The 12,470-nt window shown below is 67.2% G+C and carries 11 protein-coding genes and 1 tRNA gene; 8 read left to right on the top strand and 4 right to left on the bottom strand.

From position 1 onward, the window contains the following. Positions 1–106 precede the first annotated feature (106 nt). From ASE66_RS27315 to ASE66_RS27300, 4 genes are read left to right on the top strand one after another with little or no spacing between them, the layout of a single operon-like run. Complete coding sequence (locus ASE66_RS27315; RefSeq protein ID WP_057192845.1) at positions 107–508, top strand: DUF350 domain-containing protein; 402 nt, start codon at positions 107–109, stop codon at positions 506–508. A 9-nt stretch (positions 509–517) separates the two neighbouring features. Then, positions 518–1,150: a DUF1190 domain-containing protein gene (locus ASE66_RS27310; RefSeq protein WP_057192844.1), complete on the top strand. Its 633-nt coding sequence runs from the start codon at positions 518–520 to the stop codon at positions 1,148–1,150. A 2-nt stretch (positions 1,151–1,152) separates the two neighbouring features. Continuing rightward, positions 1,153–2,319, top strand: coding sequence for a glutathionylspermidine synthase family protein (locus tag ASE66_RS27305; protein ID WP_057192843.1), 1,167 nt, complete (start codon positions 1,153–1,155; stop codon positions 2,317–2,319). A gap of 21 nt (positions 2,320–2,340) precedes the next feature. After that, positions 2,341–3,216 carry a VOC family protein gene (locus ASE66_RS27300; RefSeq protein ID WP_244495077.1) on the top strand — a complete coding sequence of 292 codons (876 nt, stop codon included), beginning with the start codon at positions 2,341–2,343 and terminating at the stop codon, positions 3,214–3,216. A gap of 31 nt (positions 3,217–3,247) precedes the next feature. Here ASE66_RS27300 and ASE66_RS27295 read toward each other — a convergent pair whose 3' ends face one another. The 3 genes from ASE66_RS27295 to ASE66_RS27285 all read right to left on the bottom strand — a co-directional run bounded on the left by ASE66_RS27295 (position 3,248) and on the right by ASE66_RS27285 (position 7,357). Further along, a complete protein-coding gene (locus ASE66_RS27295; RefSeq protein ID WP_057192842.1) occupies positions 3,248–3,505 on the bottom strand; it encodes a hypothetical protein in 258 nt (85 codons plus the stop codon). 124 nt (positions 3,506–3,629) lie between these two features. Next, complete coding sequence (mdoH, locus tag ASE66_RS27290; RefSeq protein WP_057193450.1) at positions 3,630–5,732, bottom strand: glucans biosynthesis glucosyltransferase MdoH; 2,103 nt, start codon at positions 5,730–5,732, stop codon at positions 3,630–3,632. 92 nt (positions 5,733–5,824) lie between these two features. After that, positions 5,825–7,357, bottom strand: coding sequence for a glucan biosynthesis protein (locus ASE66_RS27285; protein ID WP_244495076.1), 1,533 nt, complete (start codon positions 7,355–7,357; stop codon positions 5,825–5,827). Between the two features lie 510 nt (positions 7,358–7,867). On the opposite strand from ASE66_RS27285, the gene glmU reads away from it, so the two are divergent. Beyond that, positions 7,868–9,223, top strand: a complete 1,356-nt coding sequence (gene glmU / locus ASE66_RS27280; RefSeq protein WP_057193449.1) for a bifunctional UDP-N-acetylglucosamine diphosphorylase/glucosamine-1-phosphate N-acetyltransferase GlmU — start codon at positions 7,868–7,870, stop codon at positions 9,221–9,223. 187 nt (positions 9,224–9,410) lie between these two features. Here glmU and ASE66_RS27275 read toward each other — a convergent pair. Further along, positions 9,411–9,485 (bottom strand) — tRNA-Lys (locus ASE66_RS27275). A 159-nt stretch (positions 9,486–9,644) separates the two neighbouring features. Between ASE66_RS27275 and ASE66_RS27270 the strand changes: the two genes are divergently transcribed. From ASE66_RS27270 to pdhA, 3 genes are all read left to right on the top strand, one after another. Then, positions 9,645–10,727, top strand: a complete 1,083-nt coding sequence (locus ASE66_RS27270) for a hypothetical protein (RefSeq protein WP_156412348.1) — start codon at positions 9,645–9,647, stop codon at positions 10,725–10,727. 34 nt (positions 10,728–10,761) lie between these two features. After that, positions 10,762–11,073, top strand: coding sequence for an FtsB family cell division protein (locus ASE66_RS27265; RefSeq protein ID WP_057192839.1), 312 nt, complete (start codon positions 10,762–10,764; stop codon positions 11,071–11,073). Positions 11,074–11,358: 285 nt separating this feature from the next. Then, positions 11,359–12,456, top strand: coding sequence for a pyruvate dehydrogenase (acetyl-transferring) E1 component subunit alpha (pdhA, locus tag ASE66_RS27260; RefSeq protein ID WP_057192838.1), 1,098 nt, complete (start codon positions 11,359–11,361; stop codon positions 12,454–12,456). Positions 12,457–12,470 lie beyond the last annotated feature (14 nt).

Below are 12,470 nucleotides of genomic sequence, written 5' to 3'. Positions count from 1 at the left end.
TGACGTCGTTCGCGTGCCCACAGCACAAGCCGCGACAGTCTGGCGCAGCGGCGCCGCTGACGTATAGTGTCCGCCTTGACCATCATGGCATGCAAGGGGCGGCAGCATGACGATCTCGATGGCCGGGTTGCCGGCATTCATCCTCTATTTCTGCGTCGGCTTTGCGCTGATCGCCGGCTTCGCCGCGGTCTATATGCGGCTGACCGCCCATGACGAGATCGCGCTGATCCGGGGTGGCAACCTCTCCGCCGCGATCGCCTTCGGGGGCAACCTGATCGGCTTCTCGGTGCCGCTGGAGACGGCGATCGAGCAGGCCGCGAGCATCCCCGATCTGGTAATCTGGGCGGTGATCGCCATGGTCGTCCAGTTCGGCGCCTATGGCTTCGCCCGCATCGTCATCCCCGACTTGTCGCGCAAGATCGAGGAAGACCGGATTCCCTCGGCGGCGATGCTGGCGGTGATCGCCGTCATCAGCGGCACGCTCGCCGCCGCCAGCATGACCTTGTAGGAGGGGCCGATGAAGCGCTCGACCCAGATCGGGCTTGCCGCTGCGGGCGTGGTGCTGGTCGCGACCTATTGGTCGCTCTCCGGCGGCGAGACCGACGATTCGCTGGTCTACAACAACGTCGCCGAGTGCCGGGCCGCCAACCAGCTCAGCGCCAGCCAGTGCGAGCAGCGTTTCAACGAGGCCTCGGCCAATCATCTGCGCGAGGCCAAGAAGTTCACCAGCAGCGCCTCCTGCGAGCAGGAGTTCGGCGCCAGCGGCTGCCAGAGCGCGACCTGGAACAATGCCCAGGTCTTCATCCCGGCGCTGGCGGGGATCATGCTGGCGCGCCAGTTCATGTCAGGCGGTGGCGCGGCCCAGGCTCTGCTGCCACCGACCAGTTCGGCCTGCCCACCCGGCACCCGCCAGCCCGGCTCCGGCCGGCCGGAATGCGAGCAGCCGGCCCGCAGTTCGTCGTCTTCATCGTCGTCAGGCGGCTATTATGGTGGCAGCAGCAGCCGTTCGCGCGCCTATACGACGACCGCGGGCCAGGCGATGGTCGCCCGCAACATCTCCTCGACAGGGATGGCGAGCACGCCCAGCGTCGCCTCGCGCGGCGGCTTCGGCTCGTCCTCGCGCTCCTATTCCTCCTCATCGTCGTCCTGACCATGCAAAGGCTTCGCGTCGCGCCACGCAAGGATTGGCAGGGCGAGGTCGAGCGCCTCGGCTTCGCCTATCACACGCTCGACGGCGAGACTTACTGGGACGAGAGCGTCGCCTACGCCTTCTCGCTGAAGCAGATCGAGGAGGATATCGAGGCGCCGAGCAGCGAGATCGAAGGGCTGTGCTTCGCCTTCGTCGAGCGCGCGCTCAAGGATGAGGAGATCCTGCGCCGTCTCGCCGTCCCGGAAGCGCAGTGGGGCCTGATCCGCGACAGCTGGCAGCGCGGCGACCGCAATCTCTACGGGCGCCTCGACCTCGCCTATGACGGCAAGGGCCCCGCCAAGCTGCTCGAATACAACGCCGACACGCCGACCTCGCTGTTCGAGGCGTCCGTCGTGCAATGGGACTGGCTCGAGCAGGCGATGGCACGTGGGGCGATCTCGCGCGGCTGCGACCAGTTCAACTCGCTGCACGAGCGCCTGATCGCCGCCTTCGGCGACCTGCGCAGCCCCAGACCGGAGCGCATGCATTTCACCTGCGTGCAGGGCAGCGTCGAGGACAAGGGCACGGTCGACTACCTGATCGACTGCGCCAGCCAGGCCGGGATCGACGCCCGCTTCACCTTCATCGAGGAACTCGGCCTGCTCGCCGACGGGCGCTTTTGCGACGGCGCCAGCCTGCCGATCGAGATGCTGTTCAAGCTCTACCCCTGGGAGTGGCTGTTCCGGGAGCAGTATGCCTCGGCGCTCGCCGGCTCGCGCTGCCAGTTCGTCGAGCCGCCCTGGAAGGCGCTGGTCTCCAGCAAGGGGCTGTTGCCCTATCTCTGGGAGATGGCGCCCGGCCATCCCAATCTGCTGCCGGCGTTTTTCGAGGACGATCCGCGCTGTGCGGAGCTCGGCGCCAACCATGTCCGCAAGCCGCTCTATTCGCGCGAGGGCGCCAATGTGACGCTGGTCGAGGGCGGTGCGGTGCGCGACAGCGACGACGGCCCCTATGGCGCCGAGGGTTTCATCCTGCAGGCGACCGCGATGCTGCCGAACTTCGACGGCAACTATCCGGTGCTCGGCTCCTGGCTCGTCGCCTCGCAGCCTTGCGGGCTGGGGGTCCGCGAGGATACGACTCCGATCACCAAGAACACCTCGCGCTTCGTGCCGCATTTCATCGAGCCGTAGCGCCAACGCTACGGCTTGCCCATGACCATGCCTTCAGAAACGCGCGGCCTCGATCATCTCGTCATCGGCGTCGCCGATCTCGATGCCGCCGGCGCCTTCTATGAGAAGCTCGGTTTCCGCGTCGGCGCGCGCAACCGCCACCCCTGGGGCACCGAGAACCGGATCGTCCAGTTCCCGGGCGCCTTCCTCGAATTGATCACGGTCGGCGACGCCACGCTGATTCCGCCGCATGCGTCGCGGAGTTTCTCCTTCGGCGCCTTCGTGCGCGACGGTCTGGCGCGGGGCGAGGGCATGTCGATGCTGGTGCTGGAAAGCCGCGATTCGACCGGCGACGCCGAAGGCTTCCGTACTGCGGGAATCGGCGATTTCGAACCTTTCTTCTTCGAGCGGCAGGCGCGCCGCCCTGACGGCAGCGAGGTCCGCGTCGCGTTTTCGCTCGCCTTCGCCGACAATCCGGCCGCGCCGGAATGCGGCTTCTTCCTGTGCCAGCAGCACGAGCCGCAGAATTTCTGGAATCCGGCGTTCCAGCAGCACGACAATGGCGCGAGCGGGCTTTCCGCCGTGTTCCTGGTAACGCGGGAGCCGGCCGCGCAGACGGATTTCCTCAGCGCCTTCTCGGGTGCCGAGAGCTTGGCGACGCCGGAAGCGGGCCTGCGCCTGCCACTGCCGCGCGGGCGCCTCGAGGTGCTGACGCCGCCAGCGGCCGCGGCGATGCTCGACGATGAAAGCCGGCGGGATCAGCCCCGCTTCGCCGGTTTCGCAGTCACGGTGCCGGATCTCGACACCGTCCGGACGCGGCTCGCCGAGCATGGCATCGCCTGCCGCCGCGAGGGGGGCCGGCTCGTCGTTCCGGCGAGCGCGGCGTTCGGCTGCGCCATCGTCTTCGAGCTGGGCTGAGCAGGGGCAGCTCTTCCAGGCTCGGGGCGGCTCAGCGCCGGCCCGGCCGCCCTCTGCGCCCCCAGGCCCGGGCTCTGGCCACGCGTTGGCGCCACCAGCCGCCCGCCCGCCGGCGATGCGTCAATCGCCCGACCAGCAGCGAGTACTCGGCGTCGGCTTGGGGAGCCGCTGCCAGGGCCCGGTCGAGATCGAGCGGGCTGGCTGCGGCCTGGACGGGTGGCGATACGGCCAGCGTAGCGCCGCCCGCGACGATTCCGATCAGGCCTAAAAGAAACTGGCGACGCCGCATGACCTTCTCCTCGTTAGATGACGAAGAGAAGCTTGCCGGATCGGTGCGAGCCGAAAATCCTTCGAACGAACGATGTCCCGATAGAAACCGTGGCGCGCCGCGGAGCCGGCGATCGCCCGGCAACTCAGCGGCCGACCGGCTCCGCCCCGGCATGAGCCGGGCCTTCGGGCAGGTTCGCCAGCAGGCCGAGCAAGGCGCGGTCGTGCAGCACGACCATGCGCTCCTTCGGCTTCAGCCAGATCGCGGCGTCCGCGATCGTCTCGGCATCGACCAGCTTGGCTTGCGCCACGGCCCGATCGGGCTCGATCTCACCGCGCCGGCGCGGCTGGACCTGCGGCAGCATGGCTTCGTGGGTCGCGCGCAGCATCGGATCGGCATGGAGTACAGTGAGCCCGTCGGCATCGTCGAAGCCGGCCTGCGCGAATTCGGCCTGCAGTGCGTTGGCGCGGAGCGCGATCGCCGGCGGGTCGCCTTCCTCGGGGGTCATCAACAACCCCCACCGCTTCAGCCAGAGGCCGAGCGCGAGATGGCCGGAGGCCCAGGAGAGCGGGATCGCCAGCACGAGACCGACGATGGTGGGCGACATCCAGGCGAACAGCGTGGTCGCGATCATGAAGGCCGAGAGGCCGGCGACCAGGCCGAGCAGGGCGTGGGCACGGTGCCGGCGGACGATGTCCTTGAAGGGGATCGAGCCGTCGTCGCGGCGCTGCGGATTCCAGCCGGTGTCGCGCCCGACCAGGATCTGGAAGACCGAGCCGGACTGGATCACCATCATGATCGGCGCGAAGAAGGCCGAGAACAGGATCTCCAGGAAGGCCGAGAGGACGAGCCGGATACCACCGCCGCAGGCGCGCCGCAGCTTGCCGTCGAACAGCGTCAGCAAGAGCCCGAACAGCTTCGGCGCCAGCAGGATCGCCATGGTCAGCCCGAACAGGTTGAGCGCGCGCTCGGGGTCGAAGCGCGGCCAGACCGGGAAGAGCCTGAACTCCTCGGTGAAGTATTCGGGCCTGGCGTAGTTGACCTGCAGCACGATCAGGATGCCGACCACGAGCTGCATCAGCCAGAAGGGCGAGGCGAGATAGGCCATCATCCCGGTGGCGAAGTGCTGGCGGGTCGACAGCTTGAGGCCCTTGGCGCCGATGATCCGCGAATGCTGCAGATTGCCCTGGCACCAGCGCCGGTCACGCGTGGCGATGTCGATCAGCGAGGGGGGGCTCTCCTCATAGGATCCCGTCAGGTCGGGCAGCATGTAGACCGACCAGCCGGCCCTGCGCATGAGCGCGGCCTCGACAAAGTCGTGGCTGAGGACATGGCCGCCGAAGGGCGGCTTGCCCTTGAGGTCGGGCAGGCCGCAATGGTCGGCGAAGGCCTTGGTGCGGATGATCGCGTTGTGGCCCCAGTAATTGCCGTCCCGGCCGGACCAGATCGCCAGACCCGTCGCAATCACTGGCCCGTAGACCCGCGCCGCGAACTGCTGCAGGCGCGCGAAGAAGGTGTTGCGGTTGATGATCAGCGGCAGCGACTGGATGATGCCGGCGTCGGGATCGGCCTCCATCGCAGCGGCGAGGCGCACGATGCAGGTGCCGGTCATCAGGCTGTCGGCGTCGAGCACGACCATGTGGGGGTAGTGCCCGCCCCAGCGCGCGACGAAGTCGGCGATGTTGCCGGCCTTGCGGTGATGGTTCTTCGGCCGGTGGCGATAGTAGATCCGCGCATCGGCACCGAGCCGCTGGCGCAGGGCGAGGAAGGCGCGTTCCTCAGCCACCCAGATGTCGGGATTGGTGGTGTCGGAGACGATGAAATAGTCGAAATGGGCGCCCAGGCCGGTCGCCTCGATCGATTCCCGGATCGCCGCCACCGCAGCGAAGGTTCGCGCCGTCGATTCGTTGTAGATCGGCATGACCACGACGGTCTTCTGTGTCAGCGTCTCGGCGCGCGGGCTCTTCACCATCCGGAAGAGCAAAGCGACGAAGCCGAGGATGGCGCTGGTGAAGGCGAGCGCGATCCAGGAGAAGTTCACCGTGAAGAGGACGAGCAGCACGTACTGCAGGAAGGTCGTGCGGCTGACCGACACGACATGGTACATTTCAAAGGCGCCGTAGGCGGTCAGCGCCCAGGCCCCGCCGAAGACGAAGACCCTGGCCAGCCAGGGCGTACGCCAGGCTTGCGGAGCCACCGGCTCGCGTCCCTCGGAAGCCTTCCAGCTGCGGAAGGACTGCACCGGCATCTCCAGCCGGCTTTCGGGCGGCGTCGCCTCGACCGGGGCGCAATAGCCGGTCGCGACCTCGGTCTCGGTCGGGCGGGCAAGTGCGTCCACGGTCACCAGGTCCACCGATTGAGCAGGGTTTCCGAAACCGGCTGGCCACCGGCGTCGAGCACCAGGCGCAGTTCCGAGAGCGTCTCGCTGCCCGGGTCGACCTCGAAGGTGACGCGCATGGTCCGGCGCTCCGGATAGGGCCAGAGCCGCAGATTCTGGATCGTGCCCGGTGTCGCCGTGACGTTGGCGCGGATCGCGGCGACGAGGGCGGGATCGCCGAGCCGGTCACCGGTGAAATCGACGAGGAAGCGGCGTCGGCGCGCCTGCGAGCCGCGCCCCTGCCGGAGGCGGGTGGCGATGGCGAGTGGCGGACGTTCCGGCGGCTGCCAGCACCAGGCCTGGCGATAGGCGATCGTCGTCTCACTGCCGGCTACGATCGGCTGGCGCGGCCGCCAATAGCTGATGATGTTGTCGTTGAGCTCGGATTCGCTGGGAATCTCGATGAGCTGGACCGAACCCGGCCCCCACTCGCCGAGCGGCTCCATCCAGACGCTGGGCCGTAGCTCGAAGCGCTGGTCGTCGTCGATGAAGGCGTTGGGATCGCGCTCGCGCTGGACCAGGCCGAAGCCGCGCGGGTTGGAATCCTGGAAGGACGAGACCTGGAGGTTGGCCGGGTTGCTCAGCGGCCGGTAGATCCATTCGCCGTTGCCGGTGAGCATCTGCACGCCGGAGACCTCGTGCACCGCTGGGCGCAGATCGTCGAAGCTGCGCCGGCTTTGCGGGCCGGAGAGATAAGTGCCCATCACGCAGCCGAAGCCGACATGGTCGAGATTGGCGCGGGCGAACAGTGTCATCTCGACATCGATGAAGGTGACGTCGCCGGGGCGCAGCGTCATGCGCACCGCGCCGGTGACGCTCTCGGAATCGAGCAGCGCATGGATGATCAGCACGCCGGCGGCCGGGCTAGGCCGCTCGATCCAGTAGGCGCGGAAGAACGGGATCTCCTCGCCGCGCTGCTCGCCCGGCCGCAGGATCAGGGCGCGGGCCAGCGCCCCGAAATTCTGGCCGCGGGCCAGCGAGCGGAAGAAGGTCGCGCCCTGGAAGAGCGCGAGCTCGTAGGGGCGCTCCAGCCCGGCCGAGACGCGGAAGCCCGAAAACTGCAGATCGGCCCCTGCCGGCGGCGGCGTCACGCGGCCGTAGTTGAACTTGCCGGGGTCGAAGGCGACGCGCCTGACCACCTCGTCCTCGACAGTGAACAGGCTGACCGGCGAGGAGAAGACGTAGCCGCGATGGAGCGGCTCGACGGTGAAGCCGCGATTCTCGCCGGCCCAGATCATGCCGGAGGGCTGCGCCCGGATGCCGACATACTGGTCGAAGGGCAGGGTGGCGTAGCCTTCCGGCAGGTCGGTCGCAAGGAGCGGCACCATCGGCCGGCGCGAGAGCACGCGGGCGGCCTCGATCACGAGCGCGGGATCGAAGCGCTGTCCTTCGGCGATGACCGATTGCACCAGCCCGGCCCAGGTCGTCGGGGCCTGCGCCGCCGCAGGGCCGACGGCAAACCGCTGCGCGATGGCGCCGGTCGCAGCAAGGCTCAAAAATCGACGGCGATTCAAGGATTTCGACATCAGGTCCAACTTGGGCCGGCAAAGCTCTGCCGCCATGCGCTTCTAGAGCATTTCGCGCCGGGCTGAAAAGCGCGGCGCAAGGCCAAAGGCGAAAAAAGGGAAGCCTTGCATGCAGGAGTGCCATGCCGAAAACGAAGCCGCACCGGATGGCCGGTCCAGAGCCGGCTCGAGGGCGCTTCTTCCGCCGGGCTTTGCCAAATCCGCTCGCTATCGGCTATCCACCGCCGGTGCGGCATTCGCCTGCGCCCGGGACGACGACCGGTCGTGGCCGCGTTTCCTCTCCAGTGTCGTGATTTCGAAGTTCGCTCCCGGTTGGTATCAGATGCGGAGCGAACTTCGAAATCAAAGAACGGCACTAGAAATCAAAGAGTTGCTAGTGTCCCTGACGATTCTGAAATTCGCTCCGCACTTGATATCGGGCGGTGGCGAATTTTAGAATCGAGACACCAGAGAGCATGTGACAGGACGATCATGACGGAAATGCAGCCCGCCCGGACCTGTCTCGCCATCGTGCTGGCGGCGGGCGAGGGGACCCGGATGAAATCGGCGCGGCCCAAGGTGCTGCACGAGGTGGCGGGCCGCTCGCTGCTCGGCCATGCCCTGGCGGCCGTGACTGCCGCCGGCGCCGATGCGCTCGCCGTGGTGATCGGGCCCGATCGCCCCGACGTCGCGGCCGAGGTGAAGAGGCACGCTCCGCACGCCGCGATCTTCGTCCAGGCCGAGCGCAGGGGCACGGCGCATGCGGTGCTCGCGGCCCGCAACAGCCTAGCGGGCGATCATGACGATGTGCTGGTCGCCTTCGCCGACACGCCGCTGGTGCGTCCCTCGACCTTCGCCGACCTGCGCAAGGCCCTGCACGGCGGCGTGGCCGTCGCTGCGCTCGGCTTCGAGGCGAGCGATCCGAACGGCTATGGCCGGTTCGTCACGCAGGACGGCGAGTTGCAGGCAATCGTCGAGCACAAGGATGCCGACGAGGCGACGCGCAGGATCACGCTGTGCAATGCCGGGCTGATGGCGCTCGACGGCGGCAAGGCGCTCGCCATCCTCGACGCGATCGGCTGCGCCAATGCGCAAAACGAATACTATCTGCCCGACGCCGTCGCGGTGGCGCGCGCCCAGGGCTTGAAGGCCGTAGCGCAGGTTGCGCCCGAGGCGGAGGTGCAGGGCGTCAACGACAGGTCTCAGCTCGCGGCGGTGGAGGCCGATTTCCAGCACCGCAAGCGGCTGGAGATTATGCTGGCTGGCGCCACGCTAGCTGCGCCCGAGACCGTGTTCTTCAGCTACGATACGCAGATCGGCCGCGACGTTGTGATCGAGCCCAATGTCGTCTTCGGCAGGGGGGTCAAGGTCGCGGACAATGCCGTCATCCACGCCTTCTCGCATCTCGAAGGTGCCAGCGTCGGGCAGGGCGCCTCGATCGGCCCCTATGCGCGGCTGCGGCCGGGGGCGGACCTGGCCAAGGGCGTCAGGGTCGGCAATTTCGTCGAGATCAAGGCGGCGTCGATCGGCGAGGGCGCCAAGGTCAACCACCTGACCTATATCGGCGACGCCGAGATCGGTGCGAACGCCAATATCGGCGCCGGCACGATCACCTGCAATTACGACGGCTTCTTCAAGGCAAAGACGATCATCGGCGAGGGTGCCTTCATCGGCTCCAATTCCGCTCTGGTCGCCCCGGTGACGATCGGGGCTGGCGCCTATATCGGCTCGGGCTCGGTCATCACCCGCGACGTCAAGCCCGATGCGCTCGCCGTGGCGCGTGGTCGGCAGATGGAGCGCGAGGGCTGGGCATCGGCCTTCCGGGCCGCGGCGAAGGCTCGAAAGGCAGCAGGCTGACGCTTGCGCCGGGACGACGTCCGGGCAAGCGATGTCTCCGAGGTCAATCCTGGAATCGGCCTAGTCTCGGCAGGATTGATTTGTTCAGGGTCTGATCAAGGCAAGAGCGGGCGTTCAGCCCCTTCGCACGTTGTCGCGCAATGCGATAAAGCCGGCCCAAGCCATTGATTTCAAATGGCTTTGATTTTGGTGAGCGGGGAGGGGATCGAACCCTCGACCACATGATTAAAAGTCACGTGCTCTACCACTGAGCTACCCGCCCTCACCGGCGCGCCTTCTGTTCGCCCGATCGCCGAAGCGACCGTGCAGCGCGCCAACTCAGTTTGCCCTGGCGCGCTGACATAGGCAGGTGGCGCGCGCGGGTCAACATTGTTCCGGCGAACGCATCGTGGCAGAAGCCGCGGCGATGGCGAACCAGCACATGACAGACGTGGCTTCGAGCGGTGACCAGCAAGGCTGGCGCGGCTGGATCAGGGCGTTCGCGATCGCCGCCCTGATGCTGACGGCGCTCCTGCTCGGTTTCATCGTCGCACTCGATCCCTATGGCACGCGGGTGCAGGCGGGGCAGCCGGCCCGGCCGCTGATGGATCTCAACCAGCGCTTCATGTACCCGCAGATCGTCAAGTCGGGCGCCTTCGATTCGGCGGTGTTGGGCACCTCAACGATGCGGCTGCTCGACCCGGAGATCCTGTCGAAGGGATTGTCCGCCCGCTTCGCCAATCTCGGCATGAACGCCGCGACACCCTGGGAGCAGAGCCAACTCGCCGGCCTGTTCGCGCACCGCGTCGCCGCGCCGAAGCTGGTGATCTGGGGCATTGACCAGACATGGTGCGAGGCCGATGCGACCGACGAGGCGCGCCGGCTGACGCCGCGGCCGTTCCCGCCCTGGCTCTATGACGACAATGCCTGGAACGATTGGGCAAAGCAGCTCAATTTCACCACGCTCGAGATCGCGCTGCGGCTTGCCGCCCATCGGCTCGGCCTGCAGCCGCAGCGCCTGCGCGGCGACGGCTACGAGGTCTTCACCCCGCCCGAGGCGACCTATGACCTCGCCCGGGCCCGCTTCCATCTCTATCACGGCCAGGCGCCCGATCTGGCGCCGCAATCGCCGCCTGCGGCGGCGCCGGCCAAGGAACGGGCGAGCTGGCGCTTCCCGGCGCTCGCCTGGCTGGAGCAGGGCCTGGCCGCTTTTCCAGCCACGACGCGGCGCCTGATCGTGCTGCCGCCGGTCCATGCCGGCGCGATGCCGCGCGAGGGGAGCGCCGCCTGGCAGCGCTTCGCGGCCTGCAAGGCTGAGATTACGGCGATCGCGGCGCGCCAAAAGGCCGTGGTCGCCGATTATGCGCATCCCTCGGTGCTCACCCGCGAGGATTCCAACTACTGGGATCCGGCGCATTACCGGTTGCCGATCGCGCGCCGGATCGAGGCCGACCTGATCGCTCTGGGGCGGGGCGAGGCGGCCCCGGACGACCCGGCCCTGACCGTCGTCGGCGCACCGCGTTAACGGCGCATCAACCAAGCGACTCTACCGTGGCGGCATGGTCATCCGCCGCGGTCTCCGCTCCATCCTCGTCACGCTCGCGCTCTATCTCGTGTCGAGCGCCGTGGTCGGCTATTTCCTGTTCCATGCGCAGCATGGCGCGCGCGGGCTCGAGACCTTGGGCGGCCTGCGCGAGAAGCTCGGCGAGATGGAGGCGGAACTCGCCAGCCTGACCACCGAGCGGCAGGATTGGGAAAAGCGCCTGAGCCTGATGCGCGACGAAGCCGTCGATCGCGATCTGCTCGAGGAGAGGGCGCGTGCGATGCTCGGCCGCATCCATCGCAACGACGTCGTTATCATGGGGCGCTGAGGCGGTCTCGGCGCGCTCGGGCCGCAAGTCGGCCGGTAAGACACGATCCCATCCCGCAGCGAGAGGCGGCTTTGCCGCCAGGACTGCGCCTGCCTGATTATCCGGCTTCGAACCGGCTTTCCTAGCGTCAATGGTCGCAAAAAGATCGATTAACTGATAATCAGTTAAATGACATTTCGATAGAAAATACAAAAGCTTAAGTGATGTTGCAGTGCGAGATACCCGTCTCGCCAAGGCTTTTGGCTTCCTCTACAACCAAAGCAGTAGAGCTTGGAGGAGCCGTTCATGGCCACTGCCGCACGGAAGACGAAAGCAGGAGTAACTGCAAAGGCAGCCGGAAAGGCGCCGGCGAGAGCAGCGGCAAAGAGCGCTGGAAAGGGACCCGCCAAGGCGATCCCCAACGTGCCGACCTTCAACAAGGACGAGGAACTTCACGCCTATCGCGAGATGCTGCTGATCCGCCGCTTCGAGGAGAAGGCGGGCCAGATGTACGGCATGGGCCTGATCGGCGGCTTTTGCCATCTCTATATCGGCCAGGAAGCCGTGGTGATCGGCATGCAGATGGCCTCCAAGGATGGCGACCAGGTCATCACCGGCTATCGCGACCACGGCCACATGCTCGCTTGCGGCATGGAATCGCGCGGCGTGATGGCCGAGCTCACCGGGCGGCGCGGCGGCTATTCGCGCGGCAAGGGCGGCTCGATGCACATGTTCAGCCGCGAGAAGAATTTCTACGGCGGCCACGGCATCGTCGGCGCCCAGGTCTCGCTCGGCGCCGGTCTCGGCTTCGCCAACTGGTATCGCCAGGACGGACGCGTATCGATGGCCTATTTCGGCGACGGCGCCGCCAATCAGGGCCAGGTCTACGAGAGCTTCAACATGGCCCAGCTCTGGAAGCTGCCGGTCGTGTTCGTGATCGAGAACAACCGCTACGCCATGGGCACCTCGGTGAACCGGGCTTCGGCGCAGACCGACTTCTCCAGGCGCGGCGTCTCTTTCGGCATTCCCGGCGAACAGGTCGACGGCATGGATGTCCGCGCCGTACGCGAGGCGGCGTCGCGCGCCATCGAGCACGCCAGGACCGGCAAGGGTCCGTACATCCTGGAAATGCAGACCTATCGCTATCGCGGCCATTCGATGTCCGATCCGGCAAAGTACCGCTCCAAGGACGAGGTCCAGCGCATGCGCGAGGAGCACGACCCGATCGAGCAGGTGCGCGGCCGCCTGACGCGCGAGCACAAGCTCGGCGAGGACGAGTTCAAGGCGATCGACGCCAAGATCCGCGAGATCGTCAACGACGCGGCCGAATTCGCGACGCATGATCCCGAGCCCGACGTCTCCGAGCTCTACACCGACATCCTGCTGGAGCCGGCGCAGGCGTAAAGCCGGGCCTCGCT

Origin of the sequence: Allobosea sp. Root483D1, assembly GCF_001429505.1 — a bacterium.
Classification (GTDB): domain Bacteria; phylum Pseudomonadota; class Alphaproteobacteria; order Rhizobiales; family Beijerinckiaceae; genus Allobosea.
Note: the sequence above shows the minus strand (reverse complement) of the source record. Positions and strands in the feature narration are given on the sequence as shown.